The organism is Gordonia sesuvii, from assembly GCF_036350415.1.
GTDB classification, from domain to species: Bacteria; Actinomycetota; Actinomycetes; order Mycobacteriales; family Mycobacteriaceae; genus Gordonia; species Gordonia sesuvii.
Genome location: NZ_JAZDUF010000003.1, coordinates 448439 through 473189, shown reverse-complemented (window position 1 = coordinate 473189; position 24751 = coordinate 448439). Strand labels below are relative to the sequence as shown.

The 24751-nt window shown below is 66.4% G+C and carries 17 protein-coding genes; 15 read left to right on the top strand and 2 right to left on the bottom strand.

The features are described 5' to 3' along the window. Positions 1–123: 123 nt before the first annotated feature. The gene (locus tag VZC37_RS12990) at positions 124–1299 is read right to left on the bottom strand and encodes a glycoside hydrolase family 76 protein (RefSeq protein ID WP_431309395.1); all 1176 of its coding nucleotides are present in this window, start codon (positions 1297–1299) and stop codon (positions 124–126) included. Between the two features lie 296 nt (positions 1300–1595). On the opposite strand from VZC37_RS12990, the gene rplJ reads away from it, so the two are divergent. Next, positions 1596–2126 carry a 50S ribosomal protein L10 gene (gene rplJ, locus VZC37_RS12985; RefSeq protein ID WP_235723461.1) on the top strand — a complete coding sequence of 177 codons (531 nt, stop codon included), beginning with the start codon at positions 1596–1598 and terminating at the stop codon, positions 2124–2126. An 84-nt stretch (positions 2127–2210) separates the two neighbouring features. After that, complete coding sequence (gene rplL / locus VZC37_RS12980) at positions 2211–2603, top strand: 50S ribosomal protein L7/L12 (RefSeq protein WP_330432940.1); 393 nt, start codon at positions 2211–2213, stop codon at positions 2601–2603. Positions 2604–2893: 290 nt separating this feature from the next. Here the strand turns inward: rplL and VZC37_RS12975 are convergent, their stop codons facing one another. Beyond that, the gene (locus VZC37_RS12975) at positions 2894–4093 is read right to left on the bottom strand and encodes an alpha/beta hydrolase family protein (protein WP_330432939.1); all 1200 of its coding nucleotides are present in this window, start codon (positions 4091–4093) and stop codon (positions 2894–2896) included. Positions 4094–4554: 461 nt separating this feature from the next. Between VZC37_RS12975 and VZC37_RS12970 the strand changes: the two genes are divergently transcribed. The 13 genes from VZC37_RS12970 (at position 4555) to VZC37_RS12910 (ending at position 24706) form a co-directional block, all read left to right on the top strand. Beyond that, positions 4555–5754 carry an ABC transporter ATP-binding protein gene (locus VZC37_RS12970; protein ID WP_330432938.1) on the top strand — a complete coding sequence of 400 codons (1200 nt, stop codon included), beginning with the start codon at positions 4555–4557 and terminating at the stop codon, positions 5752–5754. Positions 5755–5756: 2 nt separating this feature from the next. Next, the gene (locus VZC37_RS12965; RefSeq protein ID WP_330432936.1) at positions 5757–6563 is read left to right on the top strand and encodes an MlaE family ABC transporter permease; all 807 of its coding nucleotides are present in this window, start codon (positions 5757–5759) and stop codon (positions 6561–6563) included. 55 nt (positions 6564–6618) lie between these two features. After that, a complete protein-coding gene (locus VZC37_RS12960) occupies positions 6619–7446 on the top strand; it encodes an MlaE family ABC transporter permease (protein ID WP_330433148.1) in 828 nt (275 codons plus the stop codon). A 3-nt stretch (positions 7447–7449) separates the two neighbouring features. After that, entirely contained in the window at positions 7450–8784 is a 1335-nt protein-coding gene (locus VZC37_RS12955) for an MCE family protein (protein WP_330432935.1), read from the top strand. Continuing rightward, a complete protein-coding gene (locus VZC37_RS12950) occupies positions 8781–9869 on the top strand; it encodes an MlaD family protein (RefSeq protein ID WP_330432934.1) in 1089 nt (362 codons plus the stop codon). Before VZC37_RS12955 ends, VZC37_RS12950 begins: the two co-directional genes overlap by 4 nt. 3 nt (positions 9870–9872) lie before the next feature. Continuing rightward, positions 9873–10967, top strand: a complete 1095-nt coding sequence (locus VZC37_RS12945) for an MCE family protein (RefSeq protein ID WP_330432933.1) — start codon at positions 9873–9875, stop codon at positions 10965–10967. After that, positions 10967–12295, top strand: a complete 1329-nt coding sequence (locus tag VZC37_RS12940) for an MCE family protein (protein WP_330432932.1) — start codon at positions 10967–10969, stop codon at positions 12293–12295. Before VZC37_RS12945 ends, VZC37_RS12940 begins: the two co-directional genes overlap by 1 nt. A 62-nt stretch (positions 12296–12357) precedes the next feature. Then, positions 12358–13722, top strand: a complete 1365-nt coding sequence (locus VZC37_RS12935; RefSeq protein ID WP_330433147.1) for an MCE family protein — start codon at positions 12358–12360, stop codon at positions 13720–13722. After that, a complete protein-coding gene (locus VZC37_RS12930) occupies positions 13719–14960 on the top strand; it encodes an MCE family protein (protein ID WP_330432930.1) in 1242 nt (413 codons plus the stop codon). Before VZC37_RS12935 ends, VZC37_RS12930 begins: the two co-directional genes overlap by 4 nt. 43 nt (positions 14961–15003) lie before the next feature. Further along, entirely contained in the window at positions 15004–15627 is a 624-nt protein-coding gene (locus tag VZC37_RS12925; RefSeq protein WP_330432929.1) for a hypothetical protein, read from the top strand. After that, positions 15627–16598: a hypothetical protein gene (locus tag VZC37_RS12920; protein WP_330432928.1), complete on the top strand. Its 972-nt coding sequence runs from the start codon at positions 15627–15629 to the stop codon at positions 16596–16598. The genes VZC37_RS12925 and VZC37_RS12920 overlap by 1 nt, the downstream gene beginning before the upstream one ends. Positions 16599–17218: 620 nt before the next feature. After that, positions 17219–20707, top strand: a complete 3489-nt coding sequence (rpoB, locus tag VZC37_RS12915; RefSeq protein ID WP_330432927.1) for a DNA-directed RNA polymerase subunit beta — start codon at positions 17219–17221, stop codon at positions 20705–20707. Positions 20708–20749: 42 nt separating this feature from the next. Then, positions 20750–24706 (top strand): DNA-directed RNA polymerase subunit beta', encoded by a 3957-nt coding sequence (locus tag VZC37_RS12910; RefSeq protein ID WP_330432926.1) that lies wholly within the window; start codon positions 20750–20752, stop codon positions 24704–24706. Positions 24707–24751: the final 45 nt, after the last annotated feature.

Below are 24751 nucleotides of genomic sequence, written 5' to 3'. Positions count from 1 at the left end.
GTCGTCGCCGGCTCGTCGTCGACACCTGCGGTGTGTCGACGACGAGGTGAGACCCACACCATAGGTGTGGCGTTCGTCACCTCGCCGGACGAGGATAGCTGAGCGCCGATATCGGATCGCTAACTAGGGGGCGTCGGTTTCATCATGCTCGCGTGACCCGAGTTCGATGGCGGCCGCCGCCTCGAGCACCATCCAGGCGGACAACTGGACCGACAGATCACGTTCCGGCACCTCCGATGAGTGCACTGCACCACCGATGAACTGGGCTTTTCCGCCGCCGACTGACGGTCGGTGCGCCGGTTTGCGCCAGTCGGGACCAAAAACCGGCCCACTCTCGGTGTCGTAACGGTGAGTCCATGTCGCGTCCGCGCTCGTCGTGACAAGGGCGGCCGCGCGACGACGGAGTCCGTCGGTTGTCGGACTGCGCGGCAGGTCCGTGGCGACCAACGCCAGATACCTGGCCAGGATCCCGGCGAACAGGCCGCCGTCGCCGCCGCCCGCTCCGGGGATCACACCGTCATCACACAGGCGTGTTTCCACCGCGCCCAGCAGACGGTCGAGCCGGTCGGTGTGGACAGGCTCGCCGGTCAGGCGAAGCAGTTCCAGTTCGGTGCCCAGAACCACGCCCTGGCAGTAGGTGTAGATGGCGGTGACCCGCTCGAAGCCGCCCCCGGCGAGAGGTTTGACGCCGTCGATCACCAGATGGGAGTCGTCGTCGATGAGGGTGCGGTCCATCCAGTCGGCCATCGCCGACGCCCGCTCGACCTCGCCGGCACGCGCCAGCAGGATGGCGCCCGGGCCGTTGGCCGGGGCGTTGAAGAACACGTCGGGCTTTCGCCACGGGATGCCACCGCCTCGCGCCGGCATCCAGGCCTCGAGCATCTGGGTGACCAGCGTGGCGAGCGCGTCGTCGTGGGTGCGGCCGAGATGCCGGTCGGCGCGTTCGATCGCCAGGCCGAGCCAGGCCATGTCGTCGTAGTAGTTGTTCGTCCAGCGGCCGAGATTGCGCAGACGGATGCCGCGCAGCAGACGATCGACGTCGTCGGCCAGGGCAGGGGAACGGTGGATCGCGGCGTCGACGAGCAGGTCGACGACATGGGCCTGCCACCAGTAATGCCAGCTACCGGCCACCATGGGGACGCGGCCCGACGGCCACGCGATCCGTGCCAAACGGGTACCCGGTAGGTAGGCGAGCCGCCGCACGTGCCGGTCGACAATGGCATCGGCGGCACGAGCCGCGCGGTCGTCGGCCTCGCCCCGCCCGGGCATCTGCGACGACGATTTGGATGCGTCACCCACGGTCAGGTAGCCTATTCGCTTGGTGTGGCACACAACCGTGTGCCGTATCGGTTCAACCAGAGACCGTCGGTCATCGGGTACTCCCGATCGAAGGTCCGGCTCACGTCATCGAGGTGACGATGTGGTCGGCGGCCCGCGCAGGGAGAACGAGGAACGACAGTACGGCTGTGGCCGTGCTGATGTCGCGCCCCGGACCTCTGCGTGCCGGGGCGTTTGTCGTTTCGACGACAGTTTCCCGCCTCTTCGGCTCCGGTTGGGTCTGAACCCAACTCTAGTGATGAGAGAGGAGGCGAAGTATGGCCAAGTCCGAAAAGGTCGCCGCTGTTGCGGAGATCGCCGAGCAGTTCAAGGGCTCATCGGCAGCGGTTGTCACGGAATACCGTGGTCTGTCCGTCAGCCAGATCACCGAACTGCGACGTTCGCTCGGTGAGGGCGCAACCTACTCCGTCGCCAAGAACACCCTCGTGAAGCGTGCCGCTGCCGAAGCGGGCGTGGAGGGACTCGACGAGCTGTTCAGCGGTCCGACCGCCATCGCCTTCATCGAAGGCGAGCCGGTGACGGCCGCAAAGGCGATCAAGAACTTCGCCAAGGACAACAAGGCACTCGTGGTCAAGGGCGGGTACATGGACGGCCGTGCGCTGTCCATCGGCGAGATCGAACAGATCGCCGACCTGGAGACCCGTGAGGTTCTGTTGGCCAAGCTCGCCGGTGCCATGAAGGGCAACTTGGCAAAGGCTGCCGGACTGTTCAATCAGCCGGCTTCGCAGGTGGCGCGCCTGGCCGCGGCCCTGCAGGAGAAGAAGAACGAAGCCGGCGAGACCGAGTAATTCGGCCCCGCTGCACCCAAGCAATCCCCGAACCGTACGGGGATGAACCACCCCCGTACGGGGACTGACAGGAAGGACGCCACCATGGCGAAGCTCACCGCTGACGAGCTCATCGATCAGTTCAAGGAACTGACCCTGCTGGAGCTCAGCGATTTCGTGAAGAAGTTCGAAGAGGTCTTCGAGGTCACCGCTGCGGCTCCGGTCGCCGTCGCCGCTGCCGGTGCTCCGGCTGCCGGTGGTGCCGCTGAGGCCGCCGCCGAGCAGGACGAGTTCGACGTCGTGCTCGAGGGCGCTGGCGACAAGAAGATCCAGGTCATCAAGGTGGTCCGCGAGATCGTCTCCGGCCTGGGCCTGAAGGAAGCCAAGGACCTCGTCGAGGGCGCTCCGAAGGCTCTCCTGGAGAAGGTCGACAAGGAAGCCGCCGAGGCTGCCAAGGCCAAGCTCGAAGAGGCCGGCGCTTCGGTCTCGGTCAAGTGACGTCAGTTCTCTGACCGAGCAAGACCCCACGCTCTCGACGAGCGTCACGAAAGGCCCCGAGTCCGCTGGACTCGGGGCCTTTTTGCGTGCATCTGGCGTTTGTGTCCGGTCGGCCGGGAAGTGCTGCCCGGATGCTGCTTCTCAGGCGACTCGATGACCGTCTGGGTCACCGCAGCCGGCCGCCGACTGGATAATCCGTTCGCCGGGCGGCACAGGTGCTGCCGGCGGTCACGGGAAGGGCTCACCCGACGGTGACGTCCGCCAAACCGCAGAGAGGCTGGGGTGGACGCCTAACCGGTGGGAGCCCAGGTTGCGAGGCCGCCCGCCGAAGGTCCATCGAGAAGAGCTGGCGGCCCACCGCGCAGAAAATGATCGAATACCGCGTCCACGCTATCCACGGTTGTGCGGTAGGCGGTCACCGGATCGACGGTACCGATGTAGGAGGCCGCCAGTTCGGGTGCGAGCTGCGAGATTATCGGCGGGATCAGCAACTGCAGATCCGTGAAGCTGTAATGGCCGGAATCCGGCAGGACCATCGAACGCTGCCAGGCGGTGGAATTGCGCCGCACCGCCCCCCACGACTTCTCCAGAGCGCCGCCGTCGGCGACCTGGCCGCTGGCCAAGAGCAGCAACGGCCGGTCGAGGCCGCGTGTTGCAGCGGAACCCAGCTGGTCGTCGATCGCGAGGCTGCCGTCGAGGTTGACCGCGGCACGAATGCGCGGGTCGGCCGACATTGCTTCGGCGGCGGTGAAACCGCCGAGTGAGTGGCCGAACATGCCCACACGGGTCAGGTCGATCGACCTGACCAGCCCGTCGGGCAAGGAGGCCGGAGAGTCATCGTGGCGAGCGATATCGGTGAGCGCGTCGATCACCGAGCGTGTGTCCTCGACTCGCGCCGCCAGCGCCTTGGTTCGCCAACGCTGCGACGCAGCGGTGTCGGTGGGCGGGGTGATCCCCGAAACGACTCGGCCGCCCGGGAACTCCACGGCCTGCGCTTCAAAAGTGTGGTCGATGGAGATGACGATGTAGCCGCGGCTTGCGAGATCCTCGGCGGCCGCGGTGCCGAAGACGCGAGGTACGCCGAGGCCTGGTGAGAAGAGAAGTACGGGGAAGGAACCGGCGGCGACCGGCGCGCCGTCGTGCGCGTTGGTACGTAGCCCCACGTAATTCTCGGCCCTCGTCGGCACAGCGAGCGTCTGTGTGAGGTAGCGCGACACCGCGGCGCCGAACACCTGCGAAACGTAGTGACCCAGGGGGTGGCTGTCGGCGGCAGTTGCCGGGTAGCTGACGGTGACCATCAGCTCGCGGCGACGGTCCGGGTGCCAGGGGTCGGGTCGGTCATGGTCGATCAATCGGAGAATGGTGCGACCGACCGGGTGCGGGCCTGCCGGGGTCGGCAGGATGGTCGTGCCCGAGGGTCGCGCCACCGCAGTGGCCGCGGAGCACACGCCCATCACCGCAACCGATACGACCGACACCAACAACGTCATCCCGCAAACGATCGCCCTGTTCACCGCGCCCCCTGCCTGCGATTCGCGACGCCGTCGCCTCGCTGCACTCTAACGGCAGCGTCGACGAGAGCGGCCGCGTGCGTCCGCCGACTCCAGATGCCCAATGACATCGACGCTCGACATTCCATGCCGTTCGATGGTGCAGACCACTGTGGTCAACACGTTCGGACTTTCCTCGAGTCGTGGTACGGGGGTGTGACCACCGGCGCACTTTTGCGATCGGGGTGGCATCGACTACGCTCATCGAGCGAGCCAAGTTACCGACGGGTAAGGGTGGACGATCGGCCTCGGGGGAGTTCGGTCAACTGTCCAGGATTGTGGCGCGCACACATGTGAGCTGCTATGGGTCTCCGCTACAGTGACCCCAACCACAATTGTCGCCGGTACGTGTGTGGTCACACCGACCGCCGCAGGGGGCAGCGAATGTCTGGGAGGATGCAGTGGGTGTAGAGGTCAGCGTTGAGGGGCTCACCAAGTCGTTCGGATCGCAGAACATCTGGCGCGACGTCACGATGACGCTCCCCAAGGGGGAGGTGTCGGCCCTGCTGGGTCCGTCGGGTACCGGTAAGTCGGTGTTCCTGAAGACGCTGATCGGTCTGCTCCACCCCGAGCAGGGATCGGTCGTCATCGACGGCACGGACATCACCAAGTGCTCGGCCAAGGAACTCTACGAGATCCGCAAACTGTTCGGCGTCCTCTTCCAGGACGGCGCGTTGTTCGGCTCGATGAGCCTCTACGACAACATCGCCTTCCCGCTTCGTGAGCACACGAAGAAGAAGGAAGACGAAGTCCGCGACATCGTGATGGAGAAGATCGACCTGGTCGGTCTGGCCGGCGCCGAGGACAAGCTGCCCGGTGAGATCTCCGGTGGTATGCGCAAGCGCGCCGGCCTCGCCCGCGCGCTGGTGCTCGACCCGCAGATCATCCTCTGCGACGAGCCGGACTCGGGTCTGGATCCCGTTCGTACCGCGTACATCTCGCAGCTGTTGATCGACATCAACGCGCAGATCGACGCGACGATCCTGATCGTCACGCACAACATCAACATCGCCCGGACCATCCCGGACAACATCGGCATGCTGTTCCGCAAGGAACTGGTCATGTTCGGTCCGCGCGAGCAGCTGCTGACATCCGAGCAGCCGGTGGTCAAGCAGTTCCTCTCCGGTGACCGCTTCGGTCCGATCGGTATGTCCGAGGAGAAGGACGAGGCCGTCCAGAAGCAGGAAGAGGCGATGCAGGCGGCCGGCATCGGCGGTGGCGGCACCAAGGACGATTTCTCCGAGATCATCCCGCAGGTGCAGCCCAATCCGGGCATGCCCGAACGCAAGGCCGTCGCGCGCCACCGCGAGCGGGTGCACGAGATGCTGCACACCCTGCCGCCGAATGCGCAGGACGCCATCCGGCGCAGCATGGAGGAAGAAGACCGGATGCGCGAGGAGATGCAGGCACACCACGACGAGCAGCAGACCGTCGCCGTGGGTGCCGGACAGGGGTCGGGGGAATGGACCTCTGCCGGAGGCGACGACTACCCGGGTAGTGACGCGCCGACTCAGAGCTGGGCCACTCCGCCCGTCGGAGATGCCACCCAGCCCATCGAGACCGGCCGCCACCAGCAACCCAACGACGGTCGGAGTCAATAAGGATGAGCAGTGCCACCACGCGTGGCGTTGATCGGATAGCTCAGGCCGGAACGGGCGCGCTCGCCCAGACCGGCAACATCGTGCAGCTCTTCGTCGATGTCGCGCGGCAGTCCTTCGTGCGCCCGTTTCAGTTGCGGGAGTTCATCCAGCAGGCCTGGTTCATCGCGAGTGTCACGATCCTGCCGACCGCACTGATCGCCATCCCGTTCGGCGCGATCGTGTCCCTGCAGACCGGCTCACTGATCAAGCAGCTGGGTGCAGAGTCCTACACGGGTGCGGCCAGCGTCCTGGTGGTGATCCAGCAGGGGTCGCCGCTGGTGACGTCGCTGCTCATCGCGGGAGCCGCGGGCTCGGCCGTCGCCGCCGACCTCGGCTCGCGCACCATCCGCGAAGAGATCGACGCGATGGAGGTGCTCGGTATCAACCCGATCCAGCGCCTCGTGGTCCCGCGCGTGCTGGCGATGGTGCTGGTGGCGATGCTGCTCAACGGACTGGTCGCCGTCGTCGGCATCGGTGGTGGTTACTTCTTCAACGTCATCGTGCAGGGCGGCACCCCGGGCGCCTACCTCGCGTCGTTCGGGTCGCTGGCGCAGCTGCCCGACCTCTACATCTCGACGGTCAAGGCGGCGATCTTCGGTGTGCTCGCCGGGGTCGTCGCCGCCTACAAGGGCCTCAACCCGAAGGGCGGACCGAAGGGCGTGGGTGACGCCGTCAACCAGAGCGTGGTCATCACGTTCCTGCTGCTCTTCCTGGCCAATCTGATCATCACTGCGGTCTACCTGCAGATCGTTCCGCCGAAGGGGGGCTAGCGTGGCCGGTGATCAGGGCGGCGTGACGATCGCGAAGTCGCGCCCCGAGTACTACATGTACGAAGCCCGCAAGCAGCTGGGCAAGCCGCTCAAGGTGCTCGACGGTGCCGGCGAGCAGATGTCCTTCTACGGGCGCACCCTCGCGTGGATTCCGAAGACGCTCGTGCACTACACCCGCGAGGTGTTGCGCCTGCTCGCCGAGGTGGCGTTCGGGTCGGGCGGCCTCGCGGTCATCGGCGGCACCGTCGGCGTGATGGTGCTGATGTCCGGGTTCACCGGCGTCGTCGTCGGACTGCAGGGCTACGCCGCCCTGGATCAGCTCGGGTCGCAGGCCCTGACCGGCTTCCTGTCGGCCTACGTGAACACCCGCGAGGTGGCGCCGCTGGTGGCCGGACTCGCGTTGTCGGCGACGGTCGGCTGCGGATTCACCGCCCAGCTCGGCGCCATGCGGATCTCAGAAGAGATCGACGCCCTGGAGTCGATGGCCGTGCCGTCCATCCCGTTCCTGGTGTCCACCCGGGTCATCGCCGGTTTCATCGCGGTCATCCCGCTCTACGTGCTCGGTCTGTTGTCGGCGTACCTCGCGTCGCGAACCATCACGACCGTGTTCCAGGGCCAGTCGGGTGGCTCCTACGACCACTACTTCAACCTGTTCCTGCCGCCGGCCGACGTGCTCTGGTCATTCGGCAAGGTCCTGGTGTTCGCGTTCGTCATCATCCTGGTCCACTGCTACTACGGCTACTACGCGAGCGGCGGCCCCGCGGGTGTCGGTGTGGCCGTCGGTCACGCGGTACGAGCGGCGTTGGTGCTCATCGCCATCCTCGACTTCTTCCTCGGTCTCGCGATCTGGGGCACCACGACGACCGTCCGAGTGGGAGGCTGATCGATGTCGACGCTTCGTCGCCGGCTGCTCGGAGTGGTGTTCTTCCTGGTGGTGGCGCTGTTCTTCACGGTGACCATCACCAAGTTCAACGACGGCTTCACCACGTTCACCGACGTCACCCTGCAGACCGATTCGACCGGCAACGCACTGCCGCAGAACGCCGACGTCAAGGCGCGCGGCGTCCTCGTCGGCGAGGTCCGTGACGTCGAACCCACCGACGACGGGTCGGTCGCGGTCACCCTCGGTCTCGATCCGGACATGGCCGCGAAACTGCCGCAGAACACCACCGCACGTATCCTGCCGAAGACGTTGTTCGGTGAGCGCTACGTCGACCTGCAGGTGCCCACCGACGAAGCGGCGGCCGCGACGCTGGCGGCGGGGGACACGATCTACACCGACGAGAGTGGCAACGCACAGGAACTGCAGGAACTGTTCGACGACCTGCTGCCGGTGCTCGACGCGATCCCGCCGGCCGACCTGAACGTCACGCTGACGTCGCTGTCGCAGGCGCTCGACGGTCGTGGTGAGCAGCTCGGTGTGACCTTCGAGGAACTCGACACGATCTTCCGTCGGTTCAACGACAACATGCCGGAGCTGCAGAGCACCCTGCGCGGCCTGTCGAGCTTCTCGCAGACCTATTCGGAGGCGCTGCCCGACGTCATCGACGCCCTCGACAACTTCCGCACCACCAACCGCACGATCGTGGAACGGCAGGGTGACCTGCGCACGCTGATCTCGACGGTCGGCGTGGCCGCGACCGACACCACCGCGTTCCTGCGGGAGAACCGGACCGACCTGATCGATCTGTTCGTCGGCTCCGAGGAGTTCCTGGTCGGTCTCGCGAAGCAGTCGCCGACGTTCGTGTGCACGTTCCGCAACTTCGCGGGCCTCATCCCCGAATCCCGCAAGATCGTCGGGCAGGGCACCGACAACCCCGGTGTGCGCGTGAACCTGCAGTTCGTGAACCCGCGCGGTCGCTACCTGCCCAACCAGGACGAGCCGCGACTGCTCGACCGTGACCCGCCGGCGGTCTGCTACGAACCGGCCCGCGACGGCCGGCCGTTCCCGCAGTACCCGGGCGGCGGACTCGCCGACGGCTCGTATCAGCCGCCGTCGCGCAACGCCGGTCCGCGCAACGTCGAAACGCTGCCGCAGCCGCAGTTCTCGGCCACGCCGGTGGGGACGATTGCCGCGAATCCGTTCGACGATCCCGATTATGTGAAGCAGTTGAAGGTCATCTACGGCGGCGCCAACGGCACCGATCCCGAGAAGGTCCCCACGTGGGTCACCACGATCGGCGGCGCGTCGCTTCAGGGAGCGCAGGTCAACATCCGATGAAATCCATCACCGGACCGCTGATCAAGCTGATCACCTTCGCGGTGGTCACCGTGATCGCCACCAGTCTCTTGGCGCTGACCATCGCCAACGCAGGCGGCGACGGCGACAGCGACTTCAAGGCGGTCTTCTCCGACGCGGCGATGCTGAACCCGGGCGACGACGTCCGGATCGCGGGCGTCCGCGTCGGCCAGGTCACCGACGTGCGGGTGCACGAACGAAACCAGGCGATGGTCGAGTTCAACGTCGACCGCGACCGGTTGCCCGACGGCACCCAGCTCTACATCCGCTACCGCAACCTGACCGGCCTGCGATATCTCGCGCTGGAGAAGGGGGCAGGCGACCCCGACCGGACCGTGAGCACGGGCTACACGTTCGGCACCAACCCGAACCCCGACGAACGCGACACGCATCCCGCGGTGAACCTGACCGAACTGTTCAACGGTTTCAAACCGTTGTTCCGTGAGCTGTCCGCCGCGGACGTGAACACGCTGTCGGATCAGATCATCAAGGTGTTCCAGGGCGAGAGCGGCACCATCTCGCAGCTGATCAGCAGCACCTCGGAGCTGACCAACGCGATCGCGGACAAGGACCGGGTGATCGGGGAGCTGATCACCAACCTGACCTCCGTGCTCGACACCGTGAACCGCAACGACGACCAGTTCACCGCGCTGCTCGACAACACGGAGCAACTCGTGACGGGGCTGGCCGCGCAGCGCGGGTCGGTGGGGTCGGCGATCGAGTCGGTGTCGAACCTGACCGCGGTGACGGCGTCGATCCTGCAGCCCACCCGCCCGGCGATCCAGGGCGACATCGCCGGTCTGAAGTCGCTCGCCGACCAGATCAACGCCCGCGACGACGACGTCACCGAGATCCTGACGAACCTGCCGGTGAAACTGCAGAAGATCGGCCGGGCGGCGTCGTTCGGTTCGTGGTTCCAGTTCTATCTGTGCGGCATCGACGTGGTGGCCGGCAACGGCAAGTCGACGCTGCTGACCCAGCCGCTGATCCCGCTGCCCGACATCAATCACGTGCTCTACACCAGCGCCGCCACCCGCTGCTGGAAAGACGAAAGGCCGGGGGGCTGACCTGTGGCTGACGACAATCAGAACCGGGACGGGCAGAACCCGGACGGGCCGGACCAGCAGGCCGACGAACAGCACCCGCACCGCCGTTTCGGAGGGCGACGCAGCCCGGTCAGCATCGGCGCGATCGGCATCCTCATCATCCTGATGACCGCGGTCTCGGCGTTCTTCCTGAACTCGCTACCGCTGATCGGGGCGGCCGCCCGCTACACCGCCCAGTTCACCGAGGCGGCCGGCCTCAAGCCGGGCGCCGAGGTGCGCGTCGCGGGCGTCAAGGTGGGCACCGTCGACGGCGTGAGCCTCGACGGCGATCACGTGGACGTGGATTTCCGCGTGACCAACACTTGGATCGGCAACCAGACGCAGGCGTCGATCCAGATCAAGACCATCCTCGGTCAGAAGTATCTGGGCCTGAACCCGCAGGGCACCGAACCGGCCGACCCCGACGTCGTGCTCACCGACACCGTGTCGCCCTACGACGTCGTCGAGGCGTTCTCCGATGCCGCAGACCAGGTGGAGGAGCTCGACACCACGCAGCTCGCCGACTCGATGGAATCGCTGCGCGACGCCTTCTCCGGCACCGCAGGCGACATCGGACCGTCATTGGATGGACTGTCGCGGCTCTCGGAGACCATCGCCAGCCGGGACGCGGAGGTACAGCGGCTGCTCGAGGCGACCAAGTCGACGTCGCAGATCCTGGCCGACCGCAACGAGGAGTTCGTCCGATTGATCGCCGGCGCGGGGCAGCTTCTCGACGAGCTCAACAATCGCCAGCAGGCGATCTCCAATCTGTTGTCCACCACGACGGCCCTGTCGGATTCGCTGTCGGGCATCGTCCGTGACAACCAGGAGCAGATCGGCCCGGCACTCGAGTCGCTGCAACAGGTCAACGAGCTGCTGACCGAACAGAACCAGAACCTGCGCGAGACGATCACCTACATGGCGCCGTTCTACCGGCTCTACGCCAACGTGCTCGGCAACGGACGCTGGTTCGAGTCGGTGGTGACCAACCTGCTGCCGCCGGCGCTGCCGCAGCAGAACACCACCCGGCCACCCAACAAGCAGGTCCTGCAGAACAACGGCGGAACGGAGGCCGGCTGATGAGCGCACCCGACCTCACCCGCACCTCCGGTCCGGGGCGCTGGTTCACCCCCCGTCACATCGTGATGCTCGTGCTCGGGGTGATCGTCGCCCTGATCGTCGCGGGCGTGCTGTGGTGGGCCTTCTCGATGATGGGCACCACCAAGATCACCGCGACCTTCGCCCGCAGCGTCGGCATCTACTCCGGCTCCGACGTACGGGTCCTCGGCGTCGAGGTCGGCAAGGTCGATGAGGTGACCCCGCAGGGCGACACGGTGAAGGTGACGATGACCGTCAACCGCGGTGTCGACCTGCCCGCCGATGTGCGTGCGGTGCAGATCATCCCGTCGGTGGTCGCCGACCGCTACGTGCAGCTCACCCCGGCCTACACCGGAGGGGAGAAGGCCCCCGACGACATCAATCTCTCGATCGACCAGACGATGGTTCCGGTGGAGGTCGACCAGATCTACGCCAGCGTGCAGGAACTGTCCGAGGCGCTCGGCCCCGAGGGGGCGAACCGCGACGGCGCGGTCAGCGACCTCGTCGCCACCGGAGCGGACAACCTCGAGGGCAACGGCGAGAAGCTCGGCGCGACCATCGAGCAGCTCTCCCGCGCCACCACCACCCTCAGCAACTCGCGCGGCAACATCGTCGACACCGTCAAGAACCTCGACGTGTTCGTCGGCGCGCTGCGCGAGAACGACGCACAGGTGCGCCAATTCAACCGGCAGATGGCCTCGTTCAACGAGTTCCTCGCCGGGGAGCGCAACCAGCTGTCGGCGTCACTGAACAAGCTGTCGGTGGCTCTCGGCGACGTCGCGACGTTCGTCCAGGACAACCGGCAACTGCTCGGGGACACCGTGCGCGGTCTGCAGCCGACCACGCAGGCGCTGCTGGACACCAAGGACCACCTCAAGGAGGTCCTGACCGTTCTGCCGATCACGATCAGCAACCTGATCAACGCCTACGACGCGGAGTCCGGCACGTTGGCGATGCGCCTGACGATCCCGGATCTGCAGGACCTGATCGGTGCGCAGTGCCGACTGCTCGACCTGGGCAAGCTGCTCGACGGCAACCCGGCCGCCGAACAGTTCAGTACCACCCTCAACCCGCTGATCACCCAGTGTGAGGACATCGGCAAACAGATCACCGACGGTGTGCTCGAGCCGCTGCTGCCGGTGCTGCCGTTCGGCATCATGAGCAACAACAAGCTGCAGCGGTACCCGGATCCCGGCACCAACCAGGGCAACCCGGATCCGCAGCTGGAATCCGGTGCGGAGTCGGCGCCGCCGACGGGACCGGCGGTCACCCGACCGTCGAACGAACGACCCGAGGCGGGTGAGAACTGATGCGTCACATCCTGTCTCGCAATCCGCTGCGGGTGGCCGTCGGTGCCGCGATCGCCGCGATGATGCTCGTCCTGTCCGGCTGCGGAAGCAACGGCATCCAGTCGATCCCGCTGCCCGGCGGTGTGGACACCGGCGACAACCCACGCGTCTACCAGATCCAGTTCGAGGACATCCTCGACCTGGTGCCGCAGTCGATGGTCAAGATGGACGGCATCCCGGTCGGCCGCGTCGAAGCGGTCGAGGTGCCCGACAACGAGTGGTTCGCGCAGGTCAAGGTCGAGGTGCAGGGTCAGATCGACCTGTCGGACGCGGCGACCGCCGCGGTGCAGCAGACGTCGCTGCTCGGCGAGAAGTTCATCGAACTGTCCGAGCCGGAGAACGCCGAGGAACTGCCCCGCCAGAATCCCGTCGAGGCCATCCCGCTGGACCGCACCCGCACTGCCACCGACATCGAGCAGGTACTCGGCGCGCTGTCGATGCTGCTCAACGGCGGTGGGCTCAACCAGCTGCAGCCGATCGTGACCGAGCTGAACAAGGCGCTCGAGGGCTCCGTGGATCAGCCGTGCGAGGTGGGTCCGCGAGGGCGGACGTGCCCGGTGTTCCGGAGCCTGCTCGAGCAGACCCAACAACTCATCACCGGTCTGAACCGTCAACGCGACGACATCGTCAACGCCATCGACGGTCTCGCCCGCCTGTCCACCCGGGCGGCGGACCAGACCGAGCAGATCGAGCGCATCCTGGCCGAACTGCCCGAGGGCGTCGCGGTACTCGAGGAGCAGCGTCCGCAGCTCGTCGACCTGTTGACCAAGCTCGACGATCTGGGGCAGGTGGGTACCGATGTCCTGGGCAGGTCGCGCGATGCGTTGATCACCGACCTCAAGGCGCTGCGTCCGGTGCTCAGCGAGTTGGCCAAGGCGACTCCGGATCTGATCACCGCGGCACCGCTGATGCTCACCCACCCGTTCCCCGACTGGCTGCTGCCGGCCGTGCACGGTGATGCGACCAACCTCTTCATGACGCTGGACCTGCGGCTGCTCAATCAGCTCGAGGCCCTCGGCGTCGGGCAGGGGACACCCGAGTACTCGCCGCCCAAGCGGGTCGATGTGCCGGTGAATCCGCGCAACCCGTACGTCGGGGACAATGGTCCGCGCTACGGCTGGCCGACGATCACGCTGCTGCCGCCCGGCCCGAACTGGCGGCCGGGGCCCAACACACCGCCGTCGGGTGGCACATACCCGATGAACCCGGCGGCCGGCTCGGCACGCGCGCCGGCCTCGGCCGACTCCGATGACCCGTCGAATTCCCGTGGCTCCGACGACGGGGACGATGCAGACAACGGCGAGGGCCAGTTCACGCTGATGCCGCCCGCACAGCCGGGCCAGCGGTTCATCGACGGTCCGCTGAGCATGATCGGAGCGCCCTCATGATCTCCCGGATGGCCAAGATCCAGCTCATCGTGTTCGTCATCGTGGGACTGGTCGCGCTGGTCTACGTCGGCGCGAAGTACGCGCGGCTCGATCGCCTGGCCGGCTTCGGCCAGTACACCGTCACCGCGTCGATGCCGTCGTCGGGCGGCATCTTCACCAACGCCGAGGTGACGTACCAGGGCGTGCCGGTCGGTCGGGTCGGATCGCTGAGCCTCACCGAGGACGGCGTGAACGTGGCCCTCGAGCTCGACTCGGGCGGGCCCGAGATCCCGTCGTCGGCGGCCGCGGTGGTGGCCAACCGTTCGGCGATCGGTGAGCAGTATGTGGACCTGCAGCCGACATCGTCGGAGGGTCCGTATCTGGAGGACGGATCGGTGATCACCGAGACGTCGGTGCCGCCGGAGCTCGAGGACGTGGTGGCCTCGGCCATCGACTTCACGTCGTCGATCCCGGTCGACGACCTGCACACCGTGATCACGGAGCTGGGCAAGGCGTTCGACGGCCAGGCGAACAACCTGACCCGTCTCGTCGACTCGTTGTCGAAGCTGTCGAGGGCCGGCTATGACTCGCTCGACGAGACGATCTCGCTGATCCAGAACTCGGATGTGGTGCTCAGTACCCAGGCCGAGCAGTCGGATGCCATCTTGTCGTGGTCGCGGAACCTGGACGTCATCACGGCGACTCTGGCGCAGTCCGATCCGGATCTGCGGCGTCTGCTGACCACCGGCACCGCATCGGCGACCCAGATCTCTGCGCTTCTCGAGGAGAGCGGTGGCGACATCTCCACCGTCGTCAAGCAGTTGGCGAGCACGGTCCGGACGATCGAACCGACCGCCTTCGCTACCTCGGCGACGTTCGCCATGTTGTCGGCGTTGTCGGCGGGCAGCCACAGCCCCGCCCCCGGCGACGGTCAGATCCACTTCGGTGTCGTGCTGGAGACGAACAACCCGGCCGCCTGTACCCGGGGCTACGAGGGCACGCAGGAGATGGTGCAGCGGATGAAGCGCGAGGACCCGTCCTTCGACATCCGGTACGACGAGTTCCCGTTCAACACCAACGCCAAATGTTCGGTGCCGGTGGGTAACCCGACGGGCGTGCGCAGCGGCGAACGGGCCGTGTACGCGAATCCGGACTTCGCCCAGCCGTGGGACGACACCCCGAAGAAGGATCCGGACAAGCTGAACCTGAATCCGTTGGCGCGGCAGTTGGCAGCGTTGTTGGGAGTCCGCCCGCAGTGAGTGTTTGGGTTCCTCTCAGGTCCCGATGGTTAGGTGACGGCCGATGACGAGTAACACATCGGCGTCCCCGACGACGGGACCCGCACAGTCGCGCAGCGCCGGGACCACGGTGGCGCTGGCCGCGGCGATCATCGCGGTGATCGCGGCAGCCGTGTGCGCCGTCTGGTTCGGCTATCAGGGCTACCAGGCCTACTTCGTCCAGAAGCCCATCCAGGACGCGCGCGACGGCGCGGTCGGTGGGGCCGAGCAGGCCATCATCAACGTCACGACGGTCGATCCGCAGGACACCGCGGACTGGAAGCGTCGGGTGGACGCGTCGCTGACGGGCAAGGCGCGCGAACAGATCACCAATCAGGACGTCAGCAACCTGAACTCGATGATCACCGACGCCGGGCCGCAGGCCGCCACGCTGACGTCGCGTCTGGTGCGCAGCGCGCCCACCGAGGTCGACGCCGACGGCGGATCGGCCAAGGTGCTGGTGTACGTCGCCGCCACGTCGAAGCGGGAGAACGAGGCCGGGGTCACCCAGACCATGGGCTTCTCCGTCTCGATGACCAAGGACGGCGACTCGTGGAAGGCCAACGACATCGTGCCCCTCGACTCGCTGCAGTATCAGGAACCGGGCGCGGCCGCCCCGGCGCCGGGCGCCGAGGGAGGGGGCAACTGATGCCGAACAACCCGCGTCCGTCGCGCAAGGCGCCGAAGCGGCGGCCCACACCCCGCGTCGCCGGCCGTCCGGCCCCCGGCCAGACGTCGTCGTCGGAGCCCGTCGAGAGCACCCAGGTCCCCGCCGATCCCGCCGACGGAACCCCGGATCTCGCCGACGGAACCCCAGATCTCGCCGACAGAACCCCAGATCTCGCCGACAGAACCCCGGAAGTCGCCGACGGAACCCCCGAGCCCGCCGACGGAACCCCGGAAGCCGCCGACGGAACCCCGGAAGTCGCCGACGGAACCCCGGAAGCCGCCGACGGAACCCCGGAAGTCGCCGAGTCGCCGGATGCCGCCGACGCCGACAAGCCGAAGCCGGCGCCGAAGCGTCCCGTCTCTCGCGTGTCCACCCTTCGCCCCGGCGACGGCGCAGCCGCGCCGACCGCGCCGGAGTCGGCGATATCACCCGGCAGCCGCCCCGGCGGCTCACGACGACGCGCCACCGTCGTCGTCATGGCCGCGATCGCGGCCGTCCTGGGGATCTTCGCCCTCATTGCGGGACTCCATCCCGGCGCCGACATCGGGCCCAACAAGGCCTTCGTCGACCGGCCCGCGACGACCGAACTGACCTCGCAGGTGCAGAGCAAGGCATGTGCGTTGACCGTCAACACCGTCGATGTCGACAAATGGGCCGAGCAGGCGCGCGCCGTGCTGACCGGCGAGGCACTCACCGAGTTCGACCAGTACCTGCCCCAGCAGCGCGAGATCCTCGGGCAGACCCAGGCCGTCGCCGAGTGCCGCGTGGAGACGGTCGGCGTCGCCGATCTCAGCGGTGGCGGCGACGGCGACACCGCGCGGGTCGTCGTCAACATGATCGTCAGCCAGCAGCAGGCCGGGATCGCCGGGCAGAGCGCCGCCCCGCGTTATCAGTTCGGCATGGTCAAGCAGGGCGATGCGTGGCTGATCAACAAGGTCGAGGCGTTCTAGCACTCGCCGCTTCCCGCGACCCCCTCTCCCTTATCCGACCCGCTCCCTGAGGAGCGAGCTTGCTTGCCCCGCTCCCTGAGGAGCGAGCTTGCGCCTCCCCCCGTTCCCTGAGGAGCGAGCTTAAGAGCGTCACGAAGGGCGCCTCCCCCCGTTCCCTGAGGAGCGAGCTTGCGAGCGTCACGAAGGGGCGGCCCTTCGTGACGGCCTCCGCAAGCTCCGGCCTCCTCAGGGACCAGGGGTACGCGCAAGCTCCGGCCTCCTCGGGGACCAGGGGGCGCGCGGTTGGCCGTACTGCGCAGGTAAGGCGCAAATTTTCTGACGAGAATATGCGCGTAGCGCTTGACGTATGGGCGTTGTCGGGCCACTCTGTCACCAGTGATCGACGTGCAGGCAGCCATTAGCGCGGAGCCACTTCAAGACGCGGCTTGACAAAGTGCGTCTATTTTCTGCTACAGTTGGACGTTGCGCTGGCTGCCTCCTGTCCATGTATCGATCCTTCCTCTAGCCACCTTTGCTGTGTGTGCTCGTGGTGATCGCCGAAATCGCAGGTGTCACCAGCGAACGGCCCATCAAGCCAAGCACCGAGCTAGGTAGAACACTTCGTGTTGGAAGGACGCATCTTGGCACTCGACCGCCAGTCCACCTCAACCATCCCCGGCGCGCCCAAGCGCGCATCGTTTGCAAAGATCGACGAGCCACTGGAGGTCCCCGGCCTCCTCGACCTCCAACTCGATTCGTTCGAGTGGCTCGTCGGATCCCCCGAGTGGCGCGCCAAGGCCATCGCCCGGGGTGACGACAACCCGACCGGCGGCCTCGAGGACATCCTGCACGAACTGTCCCCGATCGAGGACTTCTCCGGCTCGATGTCGCTGTCCTTCTCCGACCCGCACTTCGACGAGGTCAAGGCCTCCGTCGAGGAGTGCAAGGACAAGGACATGACCTACGCGGCGCCGCTGTTCGTCACCGCGGAGTTCATCAACAACAACACCGGTGAGATCAAGTCGCAGACCGTCTTCATGGGCGACTTCCCGATCATGACCGACAAGGGCAGCTTCATCATCAACGGCACCGAGCGTGTCGTGGTGAGCCAGCTCGTGCGCAGCCCGGGTGTCTACTTCGACTCCTCGATCGACAAGGCCACCGAGAAGAACCTGCACACCGTCAAGGTGATCCCGGGCCGTGGTGCTTGGCTCGAGTTCGACGTCGACAAGCGCGACACCGTGGGCGTTCGCATCGACCGCAAGCGTCGCCAGCCGGTCACCGTGCTGCTCAAGGCACTGGGCCTGACCACCGAGGAGATCGCGGAGCGCTTCGGCTTCTCCGAGATCATGATGTCCACCCTGGAGAAGGACAACACCGCCAACCAGGACGAGGCGCTGCTCGAGGTCTACCGCAAGCTGCGTCCGGGCGAGCCGCCGACCAAGGAGTCCGCGGAGAACCTCCTGGAGAACCTGTTCTTCAAGGAGAAGCGCTACGACCTGGCCCGCGTCGGTCGCTACAAGATCAACAAGAAGCTCGGCCTCACCGACAACCCCATGTCCGGCGAGGGCGTGCTGACGCGCGAGGACATCGTCGCGACGGTCGAGTACCTGGTGCGCCTGCACGAGGCCGACCCGCACACCACCACCTTCATGACGGTGCCCGGTGGCGTCGAGGTCCCCGTCGAGGTCGACGACATCGACCACTTCGGCAACCGTCGTCTGCGTACCGTCGGCGAGCTGATCCAGAACCAGATCCGCGTGGGTCTGTCACGTATGGAGCGTGTCGTGCGTGAGCGCATGACCACCCAGGACGTCGAGGCGATCACCCCGCAGACCCTGATCAACATCCGTCCCGTCGTGGCGGCGATCAAGGAGTTCTTCGGCACCAGCCAGCTGTCGCAGTTCATGGATCAGAACAACCCGCTGTCGGGCCTCACCCACAAGCGTCGCCTGTCGGCGTTGGGCCCCGGCGGTCTGAGCCGCGAGCGTGCCGGCCTCGAGGTCCGCGACGTCCACCCGAGCCACTACGGCCGTATGTGCCCGATCGAGACCCCTGAGGGTCCGAACATCGGTCTGATCGGTTCGCTCTCGGTGTACGCACGGGTCAACCCGTTCGGCTTCATCGAGACCCCGTACCGCAAGGTCGAGAACGGTGTGGTCACCGACCAGGTCAAGTACCTGACCGCCGACGAAGAGGACCGCTACCTCGTCGGCCAGGCCAACACCAACTACGACCTGAACGGGCAGATCAGCGACAGCCGTGTGCTGGTCCGCAAGAAGGGCTCCGAGGTCGAGTTCGTCAACCCGGATCAGGTCGACTACCTCGACGTCTCGCCGCGCCAGATGGTGTCGGTCGCGACCGCGATGATCCCGTTCCTCGAGCACGACGACGCGAACCGCGCCCTGATGGGTGCCAACATGCAGCGTCAGGCCGTGCCGCTGGTGCGTAACGAGTCGCCGCTGGTCGGTACCGGCATGGAGCTGCGTGCCGCCGTCGACGCCGGCGACGTGGTCGTGTCCACCAAGACCGGTGTGGTCGAGGAGGTCTCCGCCGACTACATCACCGTGATGGCCGACGACGGCACCCGCGACACCTACCGGATGCGTAAGTTCGCCCGCTCCAACCACGGCACCTGCGCCAACCAGCGCCCGATCGTGGACGAGGGCCAGCGTGTCGAGACCGGCCAGGTGCTGGCCGACGGTCCGTGCACCGAAGACGGTGAGATGGCCCTGGGCAAGAACCTGCTCGTGGCGATCATGCCGTGGGAGGGTCACAACTACGAGGACGCGATCATCCTGAGCCAGCGTCTCGTGGAGGAGGACACCCTCACCTCGATCCACATCGAGGAGCACGAGATCGACGCCCGCGACACCAAGCTCGGTGCCGAGGAGATCACCCGGGACATCCCGAACGTCTCCGACGAGGTCCTCGCCGACCTCGACGAGCGCGGCATCGTGCGCATCGGTGCTGAGGTCCGCGACGGCGACATCCTGGTCGGCAAGGTCACCCCGAAGGGTGAGACCGAGCTGACCCCGGAGGAGCGTCTGCTCCGCGCGATCTTCGGTGAGAAGGCGCGCGAGGTTCGTGACACCTCGCTGAAGGTGCCGCACGGCGAGACCGGCAAGGTCATCGGTGTGCGCGTGTTCAGCCGCGACGACGACGACGATCTGGCTCCCGGCGTCAACGAGCTCGTGCGTGTGTACGTGGCTCAGAAGCGCAAGATCCAGGACGGCGACAAGCTGGCCGGACGCCACGGCAACAAGGGCGTCATCGGCAAGATCCTCCCGCAGGAGGACATGCCGTTCCTGCCCGACGGCACCCCGGTCGACATCATCCTGAACACCCACGGTGTGCCGCGTCGTATGAACATCGGCCAGATCCTGGAAACCCACCTCGGGTGGGTCGCCAAGGCCGGCTGGAACATCAACGTGGCCTCCGGCGTGCCGGACTGGGCGTCGAAGCTGCCCGAGGAGATGTACTCCGCGGAGCCCGACACCAACACCGCCACCCCGGTGTTCGACGGTGCGCGCGAGGAGGAGCTGCAGGGCCTGCTGGGCTCGACGCTGCCCAACCGCGACGGCGAGGTGATGGTCAACAGCGACGGCAAGGCGACGCTGTTCGACGGTCGCTCCGGCGAGCCGTTCCCGTACCCGGTCTCGGTCGGCTACATGTACATCATCAAGCTGCACCACCTGGTCGACGACAAGATCCACGCGCGTTCGACCGGTCCGTACTCGATGATCACGCAGCAGCCGCTCGGCGGTAAGGCGCAGTTCGGTGGTCAGCGTTTCGGTGAGATGGAGTGCTGGGCCATGCAGGCCTACGGCGCCGCCTACACGCTGCAGGAGCTGCTCACCATCAAGTCGGACGACGTGGTAGGCCGCGTGAAGGTGTACGAGGCGATCGTCAAGGGCGAGAACATCCCCGAGCCGGGTATCCCGGAGTCGTTCAAGGTGCTTCTCAAGGAGCTGCAGTCGCTGTGCCTGAACGTCGAGGTGCTGTCGTCCGACGGTGCCGCGATCACCATGCAGGACTCCGACGACGAGGACCTCGAGCGCGCTGCGGCGAACCTGGGAATCAACCTGTCGCGCAACGAGTCCGCGACGGTCGACGATCTCGCCAACTGACCCTCACCGACCCACGACATTAGAGCTCTCGAAAGGTAACAAGTGCTCGACGTCAATTACTTCGACGAACTGAAGATCGGTCTCGCCACGGCCGATGACATCCACAACTGGTCGTACGGTGAGGTCAAGAAGCCCGAGACCATCAACTACCGCACGCTCAAGCCGGAGAAGGACGGACTCTTCTGCGAGAAGATCTTCGGCCCCACCCGCGACTGGGAGTGCTACTGCGGCAAGTACAAGCGCGTCCGCTTCAAGGGCATCATCTGTGAGCGCTGCGGCGTCGAGGTGACCCGCGCCAAGGTGCGTCGTGAGCGGATGGGCCACATCGAGCTGGCCGCCCCGGTTACCCACATCTGGTACTTCAAGGGTGTGCCGAGCCGGCTCGGCTACCTGCTCGACCTGGCGCCGAAGGATCTCGAGAAGATCATCTACTTCGCCGCCTACGTCATCACGTCGGTCGACGACGAGCTGCGTCACGCGGAGCTGTCGACCCGTGAGGCCGAGATCGAGGTCGAGAAGAAGGCCGTCGCCGACCAGCGTGACGTCGATCTGAACGAGCGTCAGCAGAAGCTCGAAGAGGATCTCGCCGAGCTGGAGGCCGAGGGCGCCAAGGCCGACGTGCGCCGCAAGGTGCGTGACGGTGCCGAGCGCGAGATGCGTCGTATGCGCGATCACGCGCAGCGTCAGCTCGACGAGCTCGAGGAGATCTGGGACCGCTTCGTCAAGCTGAGCCCGGGCGAGCTGATCATCGACGAGAAGCTCTACCGGCAGCTCGACGAGCGCTTCGGCGAGTACTTCGCCGGCGCGATGGGTGCCGAGGCGATCAAGAAGCTCCTGGAGAACTTCGACATCGACGCCGAGGCCGATTCGCTGCGCGAGACCATCCGCAACGGCAAGGGCCAGAAGAAGCTGCGTGCGCTCAAGCGACTGAAGGTCGTCGCCGCGTTCCAGCAGTCGGGCAACTCGCCGCTGGGCATGGTGCTCGACGCCGTGCCGGTGATCCCGCCGGAGCTCCGTCCGATGGTGCAGCTCGACGGTGGCCGCTTCGCGACCTCCGACCTCAACGACCTGTACCGCCGCGTCATCAACCGCAACAACCGCCTCAAGCGACTGATCGACCTCGGTGCCCCCGAGATCATCGTCAACAACGAGAAGCGGATGCTGCAGGAGTCGGTCGACGCCCTGTTCGACAACGGCCGTCGCGGCCGTCCGGTCACCGGACCGGGCAACCGCCCGCTGAAGTCGCTCTCGGATCTGCTCAAGGGCAAGCAGGGTCGTTTCCGTCAGAACCTGCTCGGCAAGCGCGTCGACTACTCGGGCCGTTCGGTCATCGTCGTCGGCCCGCAGCTCAAGCTGCACCAGTGCGGTCTGCCGAAGCTGATGGCGCTCGAGCTGTTCAAGCCGTTCGTGATGAAGCGTCTGGTCGACCTGAACCAGGCACAGAACATCAAGTCGGCCAAGCGCATGGTGGAGCGTCAGCGCCCCGCCGTGTGGGACGTCCTCGAAGAGGTCATCGGCGAGCACCCCGTGCTGCTGAACCGCGCACCGACGCTGCACCGCCTCGGCATCCAGGCTTTCGAGCCGCAGCTGGTGGAGGGCAAGGCCATCCAGCTGCACCCGCTGGTGTGTGAGGCGTTCAACGCCGACTTCGACGGTGACCAGATGGCCGTGCACCTCCCGCTGTCCGCGGAGGCGCAGGCCGAGGCGCGCATCCTGATGCTGTCGTCGAACAACATCCTGTCGCCGGCATCGGGCCGTCCGCTCGCCATGCCGCGTCTGGACATGGTGACCGGTCTGTACTACCTGACCACCCTCAAGGAGGGTGCGACCGGCGAGTACAGCCCGGCATCGAACGACGACGTCGAGCGCGGTGTCTACTCCACTCCGGCCGAGGCCATCATGGCCGTCGACCTCGGTGCACTGACCGTGCAGTCGCGCATCAAGGTGCGCCTGACCGATCAGCGCCCGCCGGCCGACCTCGAGGCCGAGCTGTTCCCGGACGGCTGGACCTACGGTCAGGCCTGGGATTGCGACACCACGCTGGGCCGCGTCATGTTCAACGAGCTGCTCCCGGTGGAGTACCCGTTCGTCAACGAGCAGATGCCGAAGAAGCGTCAGGCCGTCATCATCAACGACCTGGCCGAGCGGTATCCGATGATCGTGGTCGCCCAGACCGTCGACAAGCTCAAGGATGTCGGCTTCTACTGGGCCACCCGTTCGGGTGTGACCGTGTCGATGGCCGACGTGCTGGTGCCGCCGCAGAAGAAGGAGATCCTCGACAAGTACGAGGAGCGGGCCGACGGCCTGGAGCGCAAGTTCCAGCGCGGTGCGTTGACTCCGGAAGAGCGTCGTGACGCGCTGGTCGAGATCTGGAAGCAGGCGACCGAAGAGGTCGGCCAGGTCATGGAGGCCCACTACCCCGACGACAACCCGATCCCGATGATCGTGAAGTCGGGTGCGGCGGGCAACATGACCCAGATCCGTTCGCTGGCGGGCATGAAGGGTCTGGTGACCAACCCGAAGGGTGAGTTCATCCCGCGTCCGATCAAGTCCTCGTTCCGCGAGGGCCTGACCGTGGCCGAGTACTTCATCAACACCCACGGTGCCCGTAAGGGTCTGGCCGACACCGCGCTGCGTACCGCCGACTCGGGTTACCTGACCCGTCGTCTGGTGGACGTGTCCCAGGACGTCATCGTCCGCGAAACCGACTGCGGCACCGAGCGTGGCATCAACACCACGATCGCCGAGAAGCAGCCCGACGGCACGCTGATCCGCGACGCGCACGTGGAGACCTCCACCTACGCCCGCACATTGGCGACCGACGCGCTCGACGAGAACGGCAACGTCATCGTCGAACGGGGTCACGACCTCGGCGACCCGGCCATCGAAGCACTGTTGGCCGCAGGTATCACCCAGGTCAAGGTGCGGTCGGTGCTCACCTGTGCCACCGGCACCGGCGTGTGTGCGTGCTGCTACGGCCGTTCGATGGCGACCGGCAAGCTCGTCGACATAGGCGAGGCCGTCGGCATCATCGCGGCCCAGTCGATCGGTGAGCCCGGTACCCAGCTGACGATGCGTACGTTCCATCAGGGTGGCGTCGGTGAGGACATCACCGGCGGTCTGCCCCGCGTCCAGGAGCTCTTCGAGGCGCGCGTGCCCAAGGGTGTCGCGCCGATCGCGGAGGTCTCCGGCCGGGTGCGCCTCGAGGACGACGACCGCTTCTACAAGATCACCATCATCCCCGATGATGGCTCGGAAGAGGTTGTCTACGACAAGATCTCGAAGCGTCAGCGTCTGCGCGTGTTCAAGCACGACGACGGTTCCGAGCGGCTGCTGGCCGACGGTGACCACGTCGATGTGGGCCAGCAGCTCATGGAGGGTTCGGCGAACCCGCACGAGGTGCTGCGCGTGATGGGCCCGCGTCAGGTGCAGGTGCACCTCGTCAACGAGGTCCAGGAGGTCTACCGCAGCCAGGGTGTGTCGATCCACGACAAGCACATCGAGACCATCGTGCGTCAGATGCTGCGTCGCGTGACGATCATCGACTCCGGTGCCACCGAGTTCCTGCCCGGTTCGCTCACCGAGCGTGCCGAGTTCGAGTCGGAGAACCGTCGCGTCGTGACCGAGGGTGGCGAGCCCGCCGCCGGACGTCCGGTGCTGATGGGTATCACCAAGGCCAGCCTCGCGACCGAGTCGTGGCTGTCGGCGGCGTCGTTCCAGGAGACCACGCGTGTCCTGACCGATGCGGCCATCAACAGCCGCAGCGACAAGCTGATCGGTCTCAAGGAGAACGTGATCATCGGTAAGCTGATCCCGGCCGGTACCGGCATCAACCGGTACCGCAACATCCAGGTGCAGCCGACCGAGGAAGCACGTGCCGCGGCCTACGCGGTGCCGTCCTACGACGACACCTACTACAGCCCGGACGGCACCTTCGGTGCTCCCGCCGGCGCTGCGGTGCCGCTGGACGACTACGGGTTCTCCAACGACTACCGGTAGGCCCCACCGCTGATCGAGTAGTCCGAGGCGCTAGCCGAGGACGTA